At 44.9% G+C, this 19557-nt stretch carries 18 protein-coding genes; 14 read left to right on the top strand and 4 right to left on the bottom strand.

Going from position 1 to position 19557, the window contains the following annotated elements; translation table 11 throughout:
* Positions 1-4 precede the first annotated feature (4 nt).
* A complete protein-coding gene (locus tag F891_RS01260; protein WP_005261620.1) occupies positions 5-1423 on the bottom strand; it encodes a polyphosphate:AMP phosphotransferase in 1419 nt (472 codons plus the stop codon).
* Positions 1424-1628: 205 nt separating this feature from the next.
* On the opposite strand from F891_RS01260, the gene F891_RS01255 reads away from it, so the two are divergent.
* The 6 genes from F891_RS01255 (at position 1629) to F891_RS01230 (ending at position 7357) form a co-directional block, all read left to right on the top strand.
* The gene (locus F891_RS01255) at positions 1629-2333 is read left to right on the top strand and encodes a DUF8198 family protein (protein ID WP_004647334.1); all 705 of its coding nucleotides are present in this window, start codon (positions 1629-1631) and stop codon (positions 2331-2333) included.
* A gap of 146 nt (positions 2334-2479) precedes the next feature.
* A complete protein-coding gene (ubiE, locus tag F891_RS01250; protein WP_004647333.1) occupies positions 2480-3424 on the top strand; it encodes a bifunctional demethylmenaquinone methyltransferase/2-methoxy-6-polyprenyl-1,4-benzoquinol methylase UbiE in 945 nt (314 codons plus the stop codon).
* Positions 3425-3436: 12 nt separating this feature from the next.
* Entirely contained in the window at positions 3437-4114 is a 678-nt protein-coding gene (locus F891_RS01245) for a ubiquinone biosynthesis accessory factor UbiJ (protein WP_004647331.1), read from the top strand.
* A 12-nt stretch (positions 4115-4126) separates the two neighbouring features.
* Entirely contained in the window at positions 4127-5746 is a 1620-nt protein-coding gene (locus F891_RS01240; RefSeq protein WP_004647330.1) for an ABC1 kinase family protein, read from the top strand.
* A 153-nt stretch (positions 5747-5899) separates the two neighbouring features.
* Positions 5900-6979 (top strand): patatin-like phospholipase family protein, encoded by a 1080-nt coding sequence (locus tag F891_RS01235; RefSeq protein WP_004647329.1) that lies wholly within the window; start codon positions 5900-5902, stop codon positions 6977-6979.
* A gap of 60 nt (positions 6980-7039) precedes the next feature.
* Positions 7040-7357 (top strand): hypothetical protein, encoded by a 318-nt coding sequence (locus F891_RS01230; RefSeq protein WP_004647328.1) that lies wholly within the window; start codon positions 7040-7042, stop codon positions 7355-7357.
* Positions 7358-7415: 58 nt separating this feature from the next.
* On the opposite strand, the gene F891_RS01225 is transcribed toward F891_RS01230, so the two are convergent.
* Positions 7416-9770 (bottom strand): Tex family protein, encoded by a 2355-nt coding sequence (locus tag F891_RS01225; RefSeq protein ID WP_004647327.1) that lies wholly within the window; start codon positions 9768-9770, stop codon positions 7416-7418.
* Positions 9771-10105: 335 nt separating this feature from the next.
* On the opposite strand from F891_RS01225, the gene ompR reads away from it, so the two are divergent.
* From ompR to F891_RS01205, 4 genes are all read left to right on the top strand, one after another.
* A complete protein-coding gene (ompR, locus tag F891_RS01220; RefSeq protein WP_004278590.1) occupies positions 10106-10870 on the top strand; it encodes an osmolarity response regulator transcription factor OmpR in 765 nt (254 codons plus the stop codon).
* A 248-nt stretch (positions 10871-11118) separates the two neighbouring features.
* Complete coding sequence (locus tag F891_RS01215; protein ID WP_026055758.1) at positions 11119-12579, top strand: ATP-binding protein; 1461 nt, start codon at positions 11119-11121, stop codon at positions 12577-12579.
* 205 nt (positions 12580-12784) lie between these two features.
* Positions 12785-14302, top strand: coding sequence for an acetyl-CoA hydrolase/transferase family protein (locus F891_RS01210; RefSeq protein ID WP_004647324.1), 1518 nt, complete (start codon positions 12785-12787; stop codon positions 14300-14302).
* Between the two features lie 232 nt (positions 14303-14534).
* On the top strand, positions 14535-15227 hold the full coding sequence (locus F891_RS01205) for a DsbA family oxidoreductase (protein ID WP_004647323.1): 693 nt from the start codon (positions 14535-14537) through the stop codon (positions 15225-15227).
* A 68-nt stretch (positions 15228-15295) separates the two neighbouring features.
* Here F891_RS01205 and F891_RS01200 read toward each other — a convergent pair whose 3' ends face one another.
* Entirely contained in the window at positions 15296-15496 is a 201-nt protein-coding gene (locus F891_RS01200) for a dodecin family protein (protein WP_004278594.1), read from the bottom strand.
* A gap of 410 nt (positions 15497-15906) precedes the next feature.
* Between F891_RS01200 and F891_RS17990 the strand changes: the two genes are divergently transcribed.
* The 4 genes from F891_RS17990 (at position 15907) to F891_RS01185 (ending at position 19116) form a co-directional block, all read left to right on the top strand.
* Entirely contained in the window at positions 15907-16074 is a 168-nt protein-coding gene (locus tag F891_RS17990; protein WP_004647322.1) for a hypothetical protein, read from the top strand.
* A gap of 252 nt (positions 16075-16326) precedes the next feature.
* Positions 16327-16506 carry a hypothetical protein gene (locus tag F891_RS01195; protein WP_004647321.1) on the top strand — a complete coding sequence of 60 codons (180 nt, stop codon included), beginning with the start codon at positions 16327-16329 and terminating at the stop codon, positions 16504-16506.
* A 10-nt stretch (positions 16507-16516) separates the two neighbouring features.
* Entirely contained in the window at positions 16517-17914 is a 1398-nt protein-coding gene (locus tag F891_RS01190; protein ID WP_004647320.1) for a hypothetical protein, read from the top strand.
* Between the two features lie 92 nt (positions 17915-18006).
* Entirely contained in the window at positions 18007-19116 is a 1110-nt protein-coding gene (locus tag F891_RS01185; protein WP_004647319.1) for a hypothetical protein, read from the top strand.
* 82 nt (positions 19117-19198) lie between these two features.
* Here the strand turns inward: F891_RS01185 and F891_RS01180 are convergent, their stop codons facing one another.
* A complete protein-coding gene (locus F891_RS01180) occupies positions 19199-19462 on the bottom strand; it encodes a hypothetical protein (protein WP_004278599.1) in 264 nt (87 codons plus the stop codon).
* Positions 19463-19557: the final 95 nt, after the last annotated feature.

The following is a 19557-nucleotide window of genomic DNA, read 5'->3' as shown; positions in this document are numbered from 1 at the left end:
CAGATTATTCTGCCTGAAGCTGTTTTAAAATAGCCTTTAATACTTCGACCCGTGCGGTATGTTTATCATCAGACGCGATAATGTGCCAAGGCGCTTCCTCAGTCGAAGTATGTTCAAACATATCGGCTGCCGCTTTCAGATAATCATCCCAGCGTTCCCGGTTACGCCAGTCTTCTTCAGTAATTTTAAAACGCTTATGTGGTGTATCTTCACGCGCCTTGAACCGTGCTGCCTGTTCCTCTTTAGAAATGGCCAGCCAGATTTTCACAATCACCGTTTGATGCTTGACCAGGCTCTGTTCAAAACGGTTAATTTCCGCATAAGCTCGCTGCCATGCGGCCGGACTGGAAAACTCTTCTACCCGTTCTACCAATACCCGCCCATACCAGGAACGGTCAAAAATACAGATATCATCATCGGTTTGCAGCTTGGTCCAGAAGCGCCATAAATAGGGACGGCTCAGCTCAAATCTTTCTGGTGCAGCAATGGTATGAATTTCATATTCACGTGGATCAAGTTTTTTGACAATCCGCTTGATCGCGCCGCCCTTGCCGGCAGCATCCATACCTTCAAACAGAATCACCACATTACGCGAATCGGAACGCATGGCTTTGGCGACCTTCGCGGTTAATTTTTTTAGTTCCGGTTTGTAATCTTCTGGCTGGGCTTGAGTCTTGGAAGGATGTTTTAACTGCTCGGGAATCTTGGCCTGTTTCCATCTTCCCTTGGCTCTGGCAGGATGATCCGGACAATGTTTCAAGGCACTCAGGATATACTGGGCAAATTGCTGGTCGCGCTGCTGCTCATCTTCGCCATCAATAATGAACCAGTCCTCGGTAAAGCGCTGACGCAGGCGCTGCAAGGTGTCATATTCTTTGCGATTGCGCCAGTCCAGACCATGCAGTTGATGCCAGTGAGTTTCACTCGGATCCATGGCATCCAGACGTTTTTGCAAGACTTTCCAGGACAGGTCAAACCAGACCTTGATCACATCGACATGGTTATTTTTCAGGTCCTGTTCAAAGGCCTGCATCTCTTGCAGATATTCATCAAACTGTGCATCACTCAGCGGGCTTTCAGCTTGCATGGCACTGCCGAGAAGATCGCTGTACCAGTTGCCAAACAGCACCATGATCTGGCCTTCGGCAGGAATAAAACGTGCATAAGGTTGCCACAAGGTCTGCTTCGGGCCGGCTAGCTGAGGCTTATCGGCTTTCACACGCAAATAGCGCGGATCGACCCATTCACGTAACTGTTTAACCGCTTCACCCTTGCCGGCCAGTTCAATGCCATTCACCAGAATCACCAGACTTTTGGCATTTTTCTGGCCCCGGGTCTTTTTTAAATTATATTGGGCATCAATCAGCTCGACAGACAGCTGATCTTCATCCATTAACTGAAATTGTGGTTGTTCCATACGCATCTTCAACCCTGATCTTTTATTCTGTTTGCAGTATAGCGAGGAGTTTCAGCGCAAAAATAGCTCTGGCAACGTTTTTCACACGATTAAATTGGCTATTTAAACAACAGATTGACATACAAATGCCCGATCTCTGTTCAATTTGTCATAGCAGGATTGTCCGGCAGCCTCTAAGATTCTTGCATCCTCCAATGATAATTGAAGCCTCATGTCCAAACTTGCCGTACTCGATGATCTGTTAGCGCATTATTATCAACTGGCTTATCACACCCGGCCTGACATTTTAAGCCGTTTACAGGATGTGCAGGCCTGGCAGAAAGTCCGCATGCAGCGCACCCATCGCGCCCATTTTGCTGAAAAACAAAACCTGTTGATGTCGGAGTATTTCCTGAACCGTCTCTACGGCGGCGCTGACTTTGATGCGCTGGCAGAACAGATTGCCCGGCTGATGAAATATGCGCATAAAGCAGAAAAAGTTATTCCGGAAAATGCCATTAAAACCGGCACCTCAGGTGTAGAGCTGGCTATTCTGGCGGTACAGCTCGATGAACAGGTCGCAATTCAGTTATTACAGGATTATCATCCACATGAACCGCTGACTGACGAGATGATGCGCCTGACCTATTTGAAGCTGGATCAGGGTGAAGCACGCCTGAAACAGTTGGCTCTGCTGGATCAGCTCGGTATGAGTCTGGATAAATACATGCGTTCATTTGTGGTCTATACCGCCTTTAAAATGTGTAAGGGCGCGGCGAATAAATATAACTTTCAGGTAATGTATGAATTTATGCAGGATGGTTTTCTGGCCATGAAGCCACTCAAATCGGCAGAAAAATTTGTACGCACGTTCACTGCCACCGAACGCCAGATTATCGAGAAAGTACATTCTGGCGATCCGCTACCGTTTCAGTAAATACCCGATGAGTATTTCTGCCAAGCGTGAATTTTTCTGTATATTATTCATAACAATTGCATCATGATTGCTGAATAAGCCTTTAGAATCTGTCATGATGCAGACAATGCAAGATTAACCCGATTGATATGTTAGGAGTGACTCCAATGTCGAATGAAAATACAACGCCTACCCCTACCCCCGAGTCGGCACAACAGACAGACAAAGTGAGCCCATTCTTAACTGAACCCCTTCCACAAGGCACCCCGCAAGGTCAGCAACAATCTTTAGAACAACGTCTGACTGACACGCCTGTGACGGGTACTGTGCCCAAATATAATCTGCCACGCGGTGCCAATACGGGTAACGTCGGCTCAACCACGCACTTCGGCTATCAAACTGTAAACAGCGAAGAAAAAGCCCAGAAAGTCGCAGAAGTGTTCCACTCTGTAGCGAGCAAATACGACATCATGAATGACTTGATGTCTTTTGGTATTCATCGCCTGTGGAAGCGTTTTGCAATCAATATGTCAGGTGTACGCCGTGGCCAGCATGTGCTGGATATCGCGGGTGGTACTGGCGACTTGGCTAAAGTCTTTAGCCGTGAAGTTGGTCCGACAGGTCATGTGGTACTGTCTGATATTAACGAATCGATGCTGAATGTCGGTCGTGACCGTCTGATTGATGCGGGCTGTACCAATGTCGATTTCGTTCTGGCCAATGCCGAAACCTTAGAACCATTTGCAGACAACAGCTTCGATCTTTTAACGATTTCTTTTGGTCTACGTAACGTGACCGATAAAGATGCTGCACTTGCTGCAATGTATCGTGTCCTTAAGCCAGGTGGCCGTTTATTGGTTCTGGAATTCTCTAAACCAGTGTTTGAGCCATTCTCCAAGCTGTATGACCTTTATTCGTTCACGGCATTGCCAATCATGGGTAAAATCATTGCCAATGATGCAGAAAGCTATAAATACCTAGCTGAATCGATCCGTATGCATCCAGATCAGCGCACCCTGAAAGGCATGATGGAAAATGCCGGCTTCCAGAATTGTGACTATCACAACCTGACTGGCGGGATTGTTGCGGTTCACCGCGGTTTCAAACTTTAAGGTTCCTTGCCTATGTGGTCAATTCTGGCACTCGGTGCTGTTGAACGCGTGATTCATCATGTTCTTGATCTGGACGCCATTACTCGCATCCAGCTGAATGCCCTGTCCGGTAAAATGCTGCGGGTGGTGATTGCCTCGCCGCAGCTTTCGGTTGATGTGTTTTTTGATGAAGGCAAAGTTCGTCTGGAACCAACGGCAACCGGTCATACCGAAACACCTTCGGTCTTTGAACAACGTCCATTTGACGCAAGTTCCGCGACAATCACCGAAGCGACAGCAACCTTGCAGGTCAGCAATGTGGTGGAATTACTCAAGCTGCTGCTTTCCGATGAAGTCGGCAATATTCCATTGCAAGGCGACTACAAATTATTGCAGGAAATCCAGCGCATCATGCAACAGGCGGAACTGGATCTGGCGGCGCATTTAAGCCCCTGGGTTGGCCCGACACTGGCGCATGAAATTGGTAAATTGCAACTGCTGCCCAAGCAGCTAAAACGCACCCTGCAAAGTCAATTATTTTTTGCCGAAGATGCCTTAAAAGAAGACAGCGGTCTGTTTGCCCCCCGCTGGCAAATGGATGACCTGAATCAGGACACCCGTATCCTGAATCAAAATTTAGATCGGGTTGAAGCAAAAATCCAGCAGCTTCAGGCTCAAATCGATGCCTCAAACAATTCTACTCAAGACTAGGTACACAACTTTATGATTCCGCATGTTTCACGTTTACTCGAACTTTGGCGCATCGCCGCGCACTATCGACTCGACACGTTGTTTCCTGCGGAAGAATTACCAGAAAAATCCCGGCATGTGCTGTCCCTCATCCGGATGCATCCGGCCGCCTGGTCCAGTCGTGAACGTAAAAATCCGCTCAAGCTGAAACTGGCTTTAGAAGAAATGGGGCCGTTAGCGATCAAGCTTGGCCAGCTACTCTCGACCCGTCGTGACCTGATTCCACCTGAAGTTTTACAGCAACTGGTGTTGCTGCAAGACCAGGTCAAGCCATTTGATAATGACGTGGCCAAGATGCGCATTCAGGAATCCCTGAAAGCTGATGTAAATACCCTGTTCGCGCGTTTCGATACCCAGCCACTGGCAGCGGCTTCGATTGCACAGGTACATACGGCTGCCCTGCATGATGGCCGTGAAGTCGTGGTCAAAGTCACCCGTCCGAATATTCGCCAGCAGATTTTGCAGGATTTTGAAATTCTGGAATGGCTCGGTCAATTTCTGGAAAAACGTCTGGAAGCAGCACGTGCCCTACATTTATCGGAAATCATTCAGGATTATCGACAGATCATTCTGAATGAGCTGGATCTGACGCTGGAAGCCGATAATACCCGCCGCATGCGCCATCATTTTACCGGCTCGAGCATGATGTATGTGCCGGAAATTTACATGGACAGCAAAGATGTTCTGGTGGCCGAGCGTATTACCGGGGTACCAATTTCAGATATCGCGACCTTTGACCGGTTGGGCATGGATCGTGCCGATCTGGCGCGTAAAGGCCTGACCATCTTCTTTACTCAAGTGTTCCGCGATAATTTTTTCCATGCCGATATGCATCCGGGCAACGTCTTTGTAGAAACCATCAATCCGGCCAATCCGCGTTTTATTGCGCTGGACTGCGCGATTATGGGCGAGCTGTCCAAGCATGACCAGATGACCGTAGCACGCATGCTACTGGCGGTCATGAACAGCGACTTTATGCAGCTGATTCAGGTGGTGCATCAGGCCGGCTGGATTCCACCGGGAACTGATCAGGATGCGTTGGCTCGTGAAATGCGCCGCAGTGTGGGGCCAATGGTCTCAAAACCGATGCATGAACTGGACTTTGCCGGCATTCTGATTGAAGTCATGGATATCGCGCGTCGTTTCCATCTGGAAATTCCACCTCAATTAATGTTGTTACTAAAAACATTAGTCCATGTCGAAGGTCTGGGAACCGATCTTTATCCGGAACTGGATATCTGGAGTCTGGCCAAACCAATTCTGACGGACTGGATCAAGGCCCAGATGAATCCGCAAAAGAACCTGAAAGAACTAGGACAGAAAATCCCGGATCTACTTTTAGGGGCACAGGATTTACCGACCCTGATGATCGACAGCTTAAACGGTTTAAAAAATCAGTCGGCCTGGCATGCCAAACAGCTCAATGAATTACAAAGCATGCGCCTGCAAATGGAACATCAACAGAAGCGTAGCTGGATGTTTGGCAGCGTCATGGCCATTCTGCTGGCAATTGCGATTATTTCACCGTGGTTTGTGTCGGTGATTCTGATTGTACTGGCGAGTGTACTGGCCGTCTGGCGGATTGCGAAATAACTAAATGAGCTTTTAAAAAAACCTGACACTGTTCAGGTTTTTTATTTTCTGGGCATCGCATGACTCCAAAGTCACCTTAGGACATATCTTGCCATTGGGTCCTAAGACCTATCGCTTAAAATAAGCACACATTTGGCTAGTATAGGTTCAACCATGGTACAGATTTTACAAAAACGTGCGCCTGCTCTGACGATTCGTGCCGGCCATCTGGCACGTGAGCTGATTCTGCAACAAGGTTTGCAACCCGAACAAGTCGATATTGTACCTGGTGCTGCAGGTGGCCCCAAAGGTATCGGTATCCAGGGACTGGATCAGGCGATTTTTGGTGAGTTTTTTCCACGTGCACCTCAGCGTAGAACTTTGGTGGGTTCTTCGATTGGTAGTTGGCGCTTTGCCAGTATGGCTGCACATGGTGCTCAACAGGGAACCGAACGCTTGGCTGAACTCTATACCAACCTCTATTTTCATAAAAAAATGACCCGTCAGGATGTCAGCGAAGTTTGCCGTGGCATGCTGCTGGATCTGGTACAAGGCAAAGAAAACGATCTAGTCAATCATCCAGATTATCATCTCGCAGTCATTTCAATTAAAGCCCAACATATTTTCCAGAGTGACAAGGCATTGCCGTTGCTGGCTTCTGTGGCTGGAATTCTTGGAACGACCGCAGTCGCGCGCCGGCACAGCCGTTATTTCATGCAACGTGTGATCAGCCAGCCCAATATCGGTGAACAGTTTAAAATCGCTGAAGATGGATTTACCACGCATTATCATGCACTAACCGAACAGAGTGTGTTGTCCTGGTTGATGGCTTCAGCGTCTATTCCCGGGGTGATGGCAGCGGTGAACAATATTCCGGATGCGCCGCAGGGTTATTATCGCGATGGTGGCCTGATTGACTATCACATTGACCTGCCCTTTCAGAGCAAAGGTATTGTGCTGTATCCACATTTTACCGATAGCATTACCCCCGGCTGGTTTGACAAGTTATTTAAACGTACCTCAAATCCGGAAAATCAGGCACGAACTTTGCTGCTTTCTCCCTCGCAGCAATATCTGCAAAGTTTGCCTTTGGGTCGTTTGCCTGACCGTAAAGACTTTAACTTAAAAGGTTTGGACCAGGCCCAACGCATTCAGCTCTGGAAGCAATGTATTGCGGAAAGTCAGCGTCTGGGCGATGAATTTCTGGAACTGGTCGAGAAGCAGAATTTTGCTGAGGTAATGCAGACCTTGTAATTGGCCGTAGCTGCCCGATTATTTGTATAATTGCTTTAATTTTGTGAACTGTTGAGATTTATGCAGAAGTTTTTAGTTGTCCTGCAATACCTGTGTCTGGCCTTTGCCATTTATCTGATTTATAGCGTCAGCATGTCGCTGTATAGCCAGGATTTTGTCCTGATGGAACTGGTCGCTGATATCGGTACGATTCTGATCTGTATCGACCTGGCGGTGTTTTTATTTACCAGTAAAGGCAAGCCCGGCATTAGCATGGAAGAATATGCAAAAAGACTGGAACAGCCACCGTCTAAGCTGGTCTATGTGACACGAAAACTGGGGCATCTCGGTATTTTATTAATTGTTACTAGCTGGATTGTTCCGATGATTAACTCATAATGATCCAATAAAAAACCTCCCGATCGGGAGGTTTTTTTAAATTAAAGATATCTAAAAATTATTTAGAACCTTTAATCCCTGCTTGCAATAGCAATGCACCCAAACCACCAATTTTTTGCTCTTGTGGTTTAGCCGCTTGAGGTTTCTTACCCTCAGGGCGATCACCTTGCGGACGTCCTTGCTGTGGACGTTTACCCTGAGGCTTACGTTCACCACGTGGCTCATTGTTCTCGCGACGTGGCTGACGTGGTGCTTTCGCCGGCGCTTCAGAACCTTCAGGACGCATCGACAGATTCACGCGGTTACGTTCAGCATCCACATTCAAAACACGGACTTGTACGATTTGACCCGGTTTCACCACTTTATGCGGATCAGCGACAAATTCATTGGCAAGTTCAGAAATATGTACCAAACCGTCTTGATGCACACCCACATCGACAAATGCACCGAAGTTAGTCACGTTAGTGACTACACCTTCCAGCTGCATGCCTTCAGACAATTGCGCAACTTCAGTAATGTCATCACGGAATTTAGCAGTGCGGAATTCTGGACGCGGGTCACGGCCCGGTTTTTCCAGTTCAGCCAATACGTCTTGAATCGTCGGCAGACCAAATTTCTCGTCTGCAAATTCTTCTGCATTCACTTGGCGAATGATTTCAGTATTGCCAATGATGTCTTTTACAGTCGTTGCTTTTGCTTCAACAATTTTGCTCACCAAAGCATATGACTCAGGGTGAACTGCAGACGCATCCAGTGGTTCTGTACCATCTTGAATACGCAAGAAGCCCGCAGCCTGCTCAAAAGTACGCTCGCCTAAACGTGGTACTTTTTTCAAAGACTGACGATTGTCAAAACGACCATTTTCCTTACGGAATTCCACAATTTGCTGTGCGATCGATTTATTCAGACCCGCGATATAACCCAGAATTGCTGCTGATGCAGTATTTACATCCACACCCACTGAGTTCACACAGTCTTCAACGACCGCTTCCAAGGTTTTCGCCAGACCGGTCTGGTTCACGTCATGTTGATACTGACCCACACCAATCGATTTCGGATCGATTTTCACCAGTTCTGCTAGTGGATCTTGTAAACGGCGTGCAATCGATACCGCACCACGAATAGATACATCTAGTTCAGGCAGTTCCTGTGAAGCTAGTTCAGATGCTGAATACACCGATGCACCTCCTTCAGATACAGAAACACGCGTCATTTTCAGATCACTGTTCGCAGCCATCATTTCAGCAACTAAAGCTTCAGTTTCACGGCTTGCAGTACCATTACCAATCGCGATCAGGTCAACATTGAACTCGCGGCATAAACGTGCAAGTTCAGTTAATGAACCATCTTTATCATCTTTTGGCGCAAATGGATAAATCGTACTATGTGCCAGTACATCACCAGACTCGTTCACCACCGCCAGTTTCACACCAGTACGGATACCTGGGTCCACGCCCAAAGTGGTACGTGCGCCTGCAGGTGCAGACAGCAGTAAATGACGCAGGTTTTCAGCAAAGACGTTCATCGCTTCTGTTTCAGCAGCCAGACGTTTTTCAGTCAGCAATGAATGTTCAATCGTTGGACGAACTTTACCGAGCCAGAACAATTTTGCAGTTTGCTTCAAGAAATCCTGACGAGCTTGTGGCTGAACAGTTTCAAGATTGTATTCAGTTTCAATACGCGCCAATGGAGCATCATCTTCGCCATCAACTTTCAGGCCTAAAACGTTTTCCTGACGGCCACGCAGCATCGCCAATAAACGATGTGAAGGCACTTTATTCAAGTTTTCAGAGAAATCGAAATAATCACGGAATTTTTTACCGACTTCTTTTTTCTCATCACTTGCAACTAAACTTTTCAGCACGGCAGTTTTTGCAAATGTCGCTTTAAGTTCAGTGGTCAGTGCGATATTTTGTGCCCAGTCATCAATCAGGATGTGCTGGATCGCATCAAGCTGGCTTTCAGTATCTGGATAATCTTCATGGCTAAAGCCCGCCAAAGCTTCAGCTGGATCAACGGCTTCATTAAAGATTTTTTCGGCAATCGGGCCTAAACCGGCTTCTTTGGCCTTGAATGATTTACTGGTACGTTTTGGGCGGTACGGCGCGTAAATTTCTTCTAATGCATTTTTGGTTTCGGCCGCATTCACACGCGCCAATAAATCATCAGATAATTTATCTTGTTCTTTGAGTGATTCAATCACCTTTTCACGGCGCTCATACAAATCACGCAAGTATGATAAACGCGTATCGAGTTGACGTAGTTGCGTATCGTCTAAGCCTTGCGTTACTTCTTTACGGTAACGTGCAATAAAAGGAACACTGGCACCTTCATCAATAAGCTTGATGGCAGCCTCAACTTGATTTGGACGTACGGCAAGTTCTTTTGCCAACTGCTGAACTAAGTCAGTCATCGTGTTTGATCCCACAAGGATAAGTACTAAATGGCATGATTATAAAGACCGGGTCTATAAAATCCACCATTGTTTTTATTAATTTACCTCATCTTTATATTATGAAGTGCCACAGTTTTCAGCTTTTCCCGATAAAGTTTGTATGAACTTTGCTTTTTATCCAGCTTAAAATCGTATTTTTTGCTCATTTAGATGTATATATTTAGTATCTATGTCTTGATTTTAACTGCAATATTTGGTGCTTTAGAGCATAGTCAATTAATATCAATGAATCGTATACTCAAAGCCTATTTGATTTTTGTTTATGACGACAATAAAGAATAAAGGAGCATCTCATGAGTTTAGTTGTACCTGCTGAAAAAGCCGATGCCGTACATACCGAAACGGACCGGGTCGAACGGATCCTGGTGGTTGATGATGATGTTCGTCTGCGTACCTTATTACAGCGTTTTCTCGAAGATAAAGGCTTTGTGGTTAAAACTGCACATGATGCCACGCAGATGGATCGACTTTTACAGCGGGAACTGTTTTCTCTGATCGTGCTCGACTTTATGCTTCCGGTCGAAGATGGCTTGAGTATCTGTCGTCGTTTACGCCAATCCAATATCGATACGCCTATCATTATGCTCACCGCTCGTGGTAGCGACTCGGATCGTATTGCCGGTTTAGAAGCAGGTGCCGATGATTACTTGCCTAAACCGTTTAACCCGAATGAGCTGCTGGCACGTATTCGTGCGGTATTGCGCCGTCAGGTACGTGAAGTGCCGGGTGCACCAAGCCAACAGATGGAAGTGGTTTCTTTTGGCCCATGGTCGCTAGATCTCTCTACCCGCACTCTGACCCGTGAAGGCCAAGTGGTAACGCTCACTACTGGTGAGTTTGCGGTACTGAAAGCACTGGTTCAACATCCACGCGAACCATTAACCCGCGACAAGCTGATGAATCTGGCGCGTGGCCGTGAATGGGGTGCCATGGAACGTTCAATTGATGTTCAGGTGTCACGTTTACGCCGTTTAGTGGAAGAAAACCCAGCGCGTGCACGTTATATCCAGACTGTATGGGGTGTGGGTTATGTCTTTGTTCCAGATGGTGCTGAATAAAGAAAAACTTATTAGGATAAAAGATTACCCCAATTTATTGTCCCTAAAAGCCATTCGCTGCTGTCTGAGCCTCCCCTTCTTTAAAGGCTCGTATACAAATGCGCGAGTTCAGCGAATGGCAAAGTTTTTTGGTTACTTTTTCAAAAAAAGTAACACAACAAGCTCCTTCCATCGAAGGTTCAAGCAGTAAGATTCCATTACAAATTATTATTACTGCTCAATTTGGAAAATGCCAACAGGGAGCTGGTGTGAAACTCGACCCCATCGATCCACAAAAATTTACCGATTTTGTCAGCTACTCGGAAAAAAAGCGTACCCGCGGGGAACGCTTTCTCGACAAGATCAAGCCGCGTTCTGCTGCCATGCGTACCACGGTACTGGTGGTTTTTGTGGTCTGTTTTAGCCTGTTCATGTCCTTGTGGTTCTTTTGGCGTACCCTGTTTTTACCTGAAATCCAGCAACATGCGCGTTATCTGGCCATGGAACTGGAAATTCTTAATAATCCCGATCTGCGCCTGTATCATAAACAGCAGGAAGTCGATATCGATGACTGGCTAAAAAACCGGGTCGGCATTGAATACGTTACTAATCCGGCAGAATATCCCACTGTCCGTGAAAAGCTGATTGCCGAATTTTTTACCCGACAGATCGAAACCAAACTCGCCAAAGAGTTACGCATCGAACAAGCCACAGTCTATTTCCAGTTTAAGCCGAGTCCACGTATCTGGATCCAGACTCCTGAAATGAATGGTCACTGGGTACAGGAACCTTTAAAGACTTATGCCAATTATAGCAATGAACTGATTTTGGGCTGGTTGCTTGGCACGCCGATTATTGTCGGCATCATTATTTTGACCTTGGTGCGTCAGCTCAACCGTCCTTTACGCCGTTTGCAGAATGCCGCCAACAGTTATAGCCGAATCGGCTCAGCACCCTATCTAGATACCAATCATGGTCCACTGGAAATCCGTCAGGTCAATCATGCCTTTAATCAGATGATTTATACGCTGGACCAGACCGAGCGGGAACGCCGAATCATGCTGGCCGGCATTTCACATGACTTGCGCACGCCCTTAACCCGAATCCGCCTCAGTGCCGAAATGATGCCAGATGAAGATTTTCTCAAAGAAGGTCTGATTTATGATGTCGAAGATATGGACGCGATTCTGGATCAGTTCATTTCCTATATGCGCGACGGTTCCGATGAAGAACCGCAGGACACCAATGTCAATGTGCTATTACAGGAACTGGTCAAGCAGTTTAAACCGCTAGATATCCGTTTCACTCCGCAAGAAATACCGACCATTCAGGCGCGCAGCATGTCGCTGAAAAGACTGATTGGTAATCTGATCAATAACTCGAAACGTTATGGTTCCGAACCAATTGAGCTTTCTGCCCATGTTGAAGAAGATCAACTGTTGATTTGTGTGGCAGACCATGGCGAAGGCATCCCGGAAGATCAGATCGAAGCCTTGATGCAGCCTTTTGTTCGGGGCAATTCGGCAAGAACGGTACAAGGCAGCGGCTTAGGACTGGCCATTGTGAAACGGATTGTCGATATTCACCATGGTCAATTGCGTATCCATAATCGTCCTGAAGGTGGGCTTGAAGCTATCATTTCACTACCCGTGAATCAAGAGAACCCAGAGACACTTCCCCCAGCCACTACACTCGATAAAATTCGCCAAACTTTGACTGATCACTTTTAATAAGTGATCATTAATTCAACAAATGACTTTTTAGTTTTTCTATACAATTCATTTTATAGTTCACGAATTCAATCATTTAAAAATCATCATTTTTTATTATACTTACATTTAGCTAAAAAATTAGACCTTAGCCTAACACCTATGCACAATACATTTTTTGAGCGGTACAATCCGTATCATAGTTTAAGAATTAATGAGAGTTAAAATGTCTTTAGATCGTATCCGTTTAGCCTCCCTACACAACAAAGTCATCAGCCCTGAACAAGCGGCTGAATTCATCCAAGATGGCATGACTGTGGGTATGAGTGGCTTTACTCGCGCTGGTGAAGCGAAGGCGGTTCCTTTAGCTTTGGTTCAACAGGCAAAAGCAAATCCATTAAAGATCACGTTAATTACTGGTGCATCACTAGGGAACGATCTAGACAAACAACTGACTGAAGCTGGTGTATTGGCACGTCGTTTACCGTTCCAGGTAGACAATACTTTACGTAAAGCGATCAACAACGGCGAAGTGATGTTCATTGACCAGCACTTGTCTGAAACTGTTGAGCAAATGCGTAACCTGCAGTTGAAAAAACCAGACGTTGCGATCATCGAAGCCGTAGCAATTACTGAAGATGGCGGCATCATTCCAACAACATCTGTTGGTAACTCTGCAAGCTTTGCGATTTTTGCTGAAAAAGTGATTGTAGAAATCAATACGAATTTAAGCCCGGCATTTGAAGGCTTGCACGATATCTACATCCCGACGTATCGTCCAACGCGTCAAGCGATTCCATTGACTCAAGTTGATGAGCGTATTGGTACGCATGCGATCAATATCGATCCATCTAAAATTGTTGGTATCGTATTTAACAGCGAATTGCACGACTCTCCATCTACTGTAACCGCACCAGATGATGAGACTCAAAGCATTGCCAACCATTTGATCGCTTTCTTTGAAAAAGAAGTAGCTGAAGACCGTCTACCGAAAAACCTCGGACCTCTTCAAGCAGGGATCGGTTCAATTGCAAACGCCGTATTGACGGGTCTGAAAGATTCAAACTTCGAAGACTTGATCATGTACTCAGAAGTACTACAAGACTGTACGTTTGAATTGATCGATGCCGGTAAAATGAAGTTTGCTTCAGGTTCTTCTATTACGCTTTCTGCTAAGTACGGCGAGAAAGTATTTAACAACCTAGAACAATACAAAGACAAACTGGTATTACGTCCACAGGAAATTTCAAACCATCCTGAACTGGTACGTCGTTTAGGTATTATCGGCATCAACACTGCACTTGAGTTTGATATTTACGGTAACGTGAACTCAACTCACGTATGTGGTACCAAGATGATGAACGGTATTGGTGGCTCAGGTGACTTCGCACGTAATGCCCACTTGGCGATCTTCGTAACCAAATCAATCGCGAAAGGTGGAGACATCTCTTCTGTAGTGCCATTTGCTTCACATATCGACCACGCAGAACATGATGTTGATATCCTAGTGACTGAACAAGGTCTTGCGGATCTTCGTGGTTTGGCTCCGCGTGAGCGTGCACGTGCAGTAATTGATAACTGTGCGCACCCAATGTACCGCGATGCGTTGAATGATTACTTTGACCGTGCATGTGCAAAAGGCGGCCATACCCCTCATCTTCTTCGTGAAGCGCTTTCTTGGCACTCAAACTTCGAAGAAAATGGTCACATGCTTGCTGTTGAAGCTGCAGTAAAAACTGCATAATTGACTGCATTCACAAAACGCCCTACGGGGCGTTTTTTTATGGCATTTTTATATTTTTTTTGAATAGTCAGAACCTGATTATATTAAGGAAGCCATCTGGCTATCACCTACTCTTTCTTCTTTTATTTATCCTGCCGATCTGCTGTAGAAATACACTTCTGATGCTCAAGGGCTTTAAATTCTGATTCTTCACCCTCATACTTGAACACAAGAGCAAAATTAGAGACATGACATGCGCGTAGATATCTGGTCAGATGTGGTTTGCCCCTTCTGCTATATTGGTAAAAAACGTTTAGAAGCTGCTGCACAAGAAGCAGGTATTGAGCTAGAAGTACATTGGCACAGTTTCCAGCTCGATCCTGAAGCACCGGTACGTCAGGAAGTCTCCAACTCTGAGCGTCTGGCGCAAAAATATGGCCGCACCGTGGCAGAAGTCGAAGAGATGCAGCGCAATATTGCTGAAATGGCCAAAGCCGAAGGTATTGAATTTAACTGGGAAGGTGCCAATTCAGGCAATACCTTTAATGCGCATCGCCTGATTCACCTGGCGCAAAGCAAAGGTTTGGGCAATGAAGCACAGGAAGCGTTCTTCTATAGCTATATGACCCAAGGTCTGGCGATTGGAGAACGTGAAACACTGGAAGATGTCGCAGCGCGTATTGGCCTGAATCCGGTCGAAGTCGATGACCTGTTGGATTCGGAAGAATATGCTGATTTTGTCAAATTCGATCAGGAAGTCGCACATGAACAACTCAAAGTGACCGGTGTACCTTTCTTTGTTTTTGATCAACGTGTGGCATTGGCAGGCGCGCAGCCTAAAGAAGTTTTCCTGCAAGTATTTGAAAAAGCGCTCGATACATCAACCAACAGTCAGGCAGCACAGTGCTCACCAGAAACGTGTGACACGCCAGACCAAGCTAAATAAAACAACGTTCAATAAAAAAACCCCATTTTAAATGGGGTTTTTTTTATTTGTTATTGAATGGCATTCGCTTAATCAACCAGAAAACTAATTTTTAAATTGACACGATATTCCGTGATTTTATTTTCTTTAATGACAACCTTCTGTTCATTGATCCAAGCACCTTGTACATTTTTGACCGTTTCTGTGACTTTTTGAATGCCCGTTTGAATCGCATCTTCAAAGCTTTTATTGCTGCTTGAATTGACTTCTACCACTTTTGCAATTGCCATAATAAAACTCTCAGCATGAAAATGAATGGAATTCCATCTTAGTCCATTCTCAGAAGATTGCAGCAGCCCGTAAACAAGCGATAGCAAAAACTTACATGGATTGAACAAAGCTCGAAATTCAATCTTAAATTGGCAGATCAAAAACACATCGCCGTTTGTTTTGGCACTCGATCAAGTCCAGATTCTCATCGCCAAAACAAAGCATAAAGTCCTGTAAAATCATAAAAATCAAACTAGAGTAAATACACTAATTTATTGTTTTATAGAGTAATTTATCTAAAATTTACTGCCTGAATTTGCCGAATCTATCATTTTATATTAAGTCTTATTTGCTATTATTTCACCCGAATTAAGTTTAAATATTCTCCTCTGTTCAAGTCATTGAACACTCTGATATTAAAGGTCATCCTATGAATGCTCTTAAATTTGCTTTCGCTGCAACCGTTATGGCTTTTTCCGTTCAAGCGTCTGCACAAATGGCGCAAGTGGTTCATCTGCCAGACTTTCCAGCGACTAAAGCACCTGCTGAAACAGTAAATACAGATGCTGCGACTGTAGCAACTGAAAAAACGGCTTAATGCAAAACTGTTTTGCATTAAAACAGGCTGATTGATTCAGCCTGCTTTTTTTATCATATTGAACACATTCTGTGTAAAAGATGCACAACTCTCAAAAATATCGACTATTTCCTACTCTCATTTTTTCTATTGATTTTTATCACTTTTAATTAAAAAATTTGTTTATAAAACACTCAAAATAGATCACTATTTTATGTGATCTCTGCTTATAATTGCAGCAATATAAATAGATTAATGATAAGAAAATTTTTTATGCATGAACTTCAGGCATTGGTACAGGGCAAAATTCCGCCTCAGTCAGTTTCTATTGATTATTTAATTGAAATGGCAGAAAGCTATACAGACTCGAATTCTGCTGAATACAGACTGGTCGAGCTGGCGGTTAACATTGTACTGGCACAAACCCTGGATAAAGCACTGAAACATCTCTAGAGATCAAAAAATGAATGCTTTAGAAAAAGCACACTTAATTAAAGAACTACATGGACTGGCGCAGCAACTGGAGCATAAAGTCCTGCCTTTCTATGAAATTGCCCGTTCTAAAAAAAGGATACGCGATATTTTTAATCTGTGTGATGAGCCTATTTTCAAGACCCAGATTTCAGCATTTAAGGCCCGCACTCAACCTGAACTTGTTGCTTACCAATTTTCTGCTAATACGTCTTATCATCTAAGCTTTCGTGGCTATTTCACCGAAATCTTAGCACTGGAACAAGCACTGTCTGCCCATCCGGATTCAGGCTGGGCAGTTTTACATCATCCTGAACGTGGCTGGCAAATTTGGCTGATTCCGGCTCCCCAATCTCCTGCCCTGCACAGCCAATGGGCTGAATTGCAACACTGCTATATCTGGCTGTTGCAACAACAGCAACGATTTTCTTGCCTGAAACAGGATCCACCCTTGATCGTTCCAGCCTTATCCTTACACGAAGCTGAAACCAGCTGCAATTCTATGGAAACAACCAAATATCATCGGGGACGGCCGCGCGTAAGAATTCATGCACTAGAATTAAATCGCTCAGATGAGTCAACCAATCAGATACAAATTGAACGCGAGGCGTTAAATCCTCAGTTAAAAACTGAAACGACCATTCCGCAAGAACAGATCACAGCCTCCGAATTGATTCAATTCCCTGCACAGATTCAACTAGGCGAACTAAACGCCCATGTACACCCTTTAGGCTTAGAAGAAACCAATATCCAGCGGCTCTGTGCTTTAGAAATGACTGAGAAGATCGAACATCCTGCCTATTTGGATATCGCACTGTATTATGCAGCAGAAGATAATTGGCAGGCACGTCAGGTTTATTTGGTTGAACAACTGAATCTGCAAGGCCAGTTTGTTAAATATCTGATGCTCTTAGGGGTACCGAGTCAGTTGCAGGCTCACTATTGTATTCAACATTGGCTTACCCACCATCAACGCCAGGCTGCTGCGATTAAATCACTGGCCTGGTCTGTTATAAGCATCAGGTTCATGCAACTCGAGCTTTTTTCAACGGCTTACTTGCAGCAGGCTGAAACAGTCTGGACAAAGCCAGATTACCATCCTTTTATACCCGCCCAGTTTATTCAGAAGCAAAAATTTATCTCGTTTCAAGAAGCTGCTGCGAATTTTTCTACTCCTGTACTCTTACTGCAGGAACATCAAAAAATCCGAGTGATTCATGGTGAAAAACGCATGTCTATGGCAGAGAAGGAGCTGGCCTATCCACACATCTTGCTGCAACGCGACAAACGGCTAAATTGGCAGAATATTCACAATATTATTTTAACAATGCCGCAACCGATTCATGTGCTGGAACTTTATCGGGAAATTCAGGCTCAAATGACTGAATAATTGCTGTTATTTTGTAGCTTTAACTTGCTTTTTAAGGCGATTTTTTAGAAAACTACAGCTAAATATAAGCATACAAGAGCAACAAATATCTCATGCAAATAAACAGGATTACTCAAACTTTACTGCTCTCTCTGGGCCTAGGAATGAGCGGTAGCATGTCCTGGGCAAATTCAGTCACAGCTGCTCCTGCCAGTTCAACAAATACAGAGCCCAGCCGATCAGGCTTACTGGATCAGATTCCACGTTTGATCGATGCAACACCAACGGTTCTGCCAGAGCAATCAAGTGTCGCCATCGTTCCATCCACGCTAGAGACAGAAAATTATTCATGGGCGGATCAAAAACAGAAAGGCATCCGCGAATGGGCTGATCGTACTGCACATAAAATTGATAACTGGTTTGGTGAAACCGATCCGGATCAGCCAGCTGCAGCCACATTACGGATCATTCTAGATAATCGCTGGGATGAATATGAAGGCTATGAGATTAAGCCCCGAATCCGCGGCAAGATCAAGCTTCCGACCTTGGAACAAAAGCTGAGTGTGGTTTTTGGTGATGACAGTCTGGACAATGAATTAGACAGTAATGTCGCGATTACCAATGAAAATCCTGCCACTTCCGGAGATAAACGTCTGGATACTAAACGTGCACGTGAAGATAACAGCTCTTTTGCCTTACGTTGGTCTGAATGGTCAGATCGCATTCCTTTCGAAACCGATCTGGATCTGGGCTTGCGTTCTGGAGATGATATTTACCTGCGTGTCAAAGCCAGTAAAGATTGGACGCTGGAAAATGACTACTCTTTTCATGCCGAACAGATTTATCGCTACGGCATTCAAAGCGAAAACTATTTACGGACCAATCTGGAGCTAATCCATGCCCGTCCCAATCAGGCCTTTTTCTCCAATCAGCTTAGTCTGACTTATGCAGATGATCAAGACGATGATCTGACCTGGGACAACTACACCTTCAGGCAACATCAGTTTTTTCAGGACAACCGTTTCAGTTACGGCATTTATACCGGTGGTTATCTAAATGACAAGGATCTGCGTCTCAACCGCTGGGGCCCCTATGTGTCGTGGAGACAACCTTTTTTACGTGAATGGTTTTTTGTCCAGACCGACCTGAACTATCTGAATGATCATCGCGAGGATCGTGACCACTATGTCGGGGCTTTGGTACGTTTAGAAGCGTTGTTTTAAACTGACTGATACTAGAAAATAATAAAAGCCCATCATTCATGGGCTTTTTTCAATATTACTGAGGCAATCAGCGCGGTAAGTATTAGCTGGTTTTATTCAGGATAATACGATCACTGCGTAGCACACGTTTTTGCTGCAATGAGGGTTGCTCCATCACTGGCATATTGAAGCGAATACGATCGCTACGTTGCACACGTTGTGGTTTTGCTGCCTCTACTTTCGCAACTTTATAAAAACTGATGCGATCTGTGCGTACCACTTTTTCTGCAGCAGGTGCCGCTAGACTAAACTGGCTCATAGACATCAGGATTACAGCGCCCATACTGATCATCAGCTTAGATTTCATAACATTCTCTCTCTTTGCTTAATGATCGCAATTATAAATTAAAAATTAATTAATAATCTAAAATATAGATTTATGATTCGAAGGTATTTTTTTAT

Source organism: Acinetobacter sp. CIP 101966 (assembly GCF_000369725.1).
Taxonomy (GTDB): domain Bacteria; phylum Pseudomonadota; class Gammaproteobacteria; order Pseudomonadales; family Moraxellaceae; genus Acinetobacter; species Acinetobacter lwoffii_Q.
The sequence above is the reverse complement of the archived record's forward strand: the minus strand, read 5'-3'. Positions and strand labels throughout refer to the sequence as shown.

Bases quoted from the DNA above. Each gene is read 5' to 3' on its own strand.
- F891_RS01240 (WP_004647330.1), top strand. From the start codon at position 4,127: ATGATTCCGCATGTTTCACGTTTACTCGAACTTTGGCGCATCGCCGCG.
- F891_RS01210 (WP_004647324.1), top strand. From the start codon at position 12,785: ATGTCTTTAGATCGTATCCGTTTAGCCTCCCTACACAACAAAGTCATC.
- F891_RS01195 (WP_004647321.1), top strand. From the start codon at position 16,327: ATGCATGAACTTCAGGCATTGGTACAGGGCAAAATTCCGCCTCAGTCA.
- F891_RS01260 (WP_005261620.1), bottom strand. From the start codon at position 1,423: ATGCGTATGGAACAACCACAATTTCAGTTAATGGATGAAGATCAGCTG.
- F891_RS01230 (WP_004647328.1), top strand. From the start codon at position 7,040: ATGCAGAAGTTTTTAGTTGTCCTGCAATACCTGTGTCTGGCCTTTGCC.
- F891_RS01190 (WP_004647320.1), top strand. From the start codon at position 16,517: ATGAATGCTTTAGAAAAAGCACACTTAATTAAAGAACTACATGGACTG.
- F891_RS01255 (WP_004647334.1), top strand. From the start codon at position 1,629: ATGTCCAAACTTGCCGTACTCGATGATCTGTTAGCGCATTATTATCAA.
- F891_RS01180 (WP_004278599.1), bottom strand. From the start codon at position 19,462: ATGAAATCTAAGCTGATGATCAGTATGGGCGCTGTAATCCTGATGTCT.
- ompR (WP_004278590.1), top strand. From the start codon at position 10,106: ATGAGTTTAGTTGTACCTGCTGAAAAAGCCGATGCCGTACATACCGAA.
- F891_RS01245 (WP_004647331.1), top strand. From the start codon at position 3,437: ATGTGGTCAATTCTGGCACTCGGTGCTGTTGAACGCGTGATTCATCAT.
- F891_RS01185 (WP_004647319.1), top strand. From the start codon at position 18,007: ATGCAAATAAACAGGATTACTCAAACTTTACTGCTCTCTCTGGGCCTA.
- F891_RS01235 (WP_004647329.1), top strand. From the start codon at position 5,900: ATGGTACAGATTTTACAAAAACGTGCGCCTGCTCTGACGATTCGTGCC.
- F891_RS17990 (WP_004647322.1), top strand. From the start codon at position 15,907: ATGAATGCTCTTAAATTTGCTTTCGCTGCAACCGTTATGGCTTTTTCC.
- F891_RS01225 (WP_004647327.1), bottom strand. From the start codon at position 9,770: ATGACTGACTTAGTTCAGCAGTTGGCAAAAGAACTTGCCGTACGTCCA.
- F891_RS01205 (WP_004647323.1), top strand. From the start codon at position 14,535: ATGCGCGTAGATATCTGGTCAGATGTGGTTTGCCCCTTCTGCTATATT.
- ubiE (WP_004647333.1), top strand. From the start codon at position 2,480: ATGTCGAATGAAAATACAACGCCTACCCCTACCCCCGAGTCGGCACAA.
- F891_RS01200 (WP_004278594.1), bottom strand. From the start codon at position 15,496: ATGGCAATTGCAAAAGTGGTAGAAGTCAATTCAAGCAGCAATAAAAGC.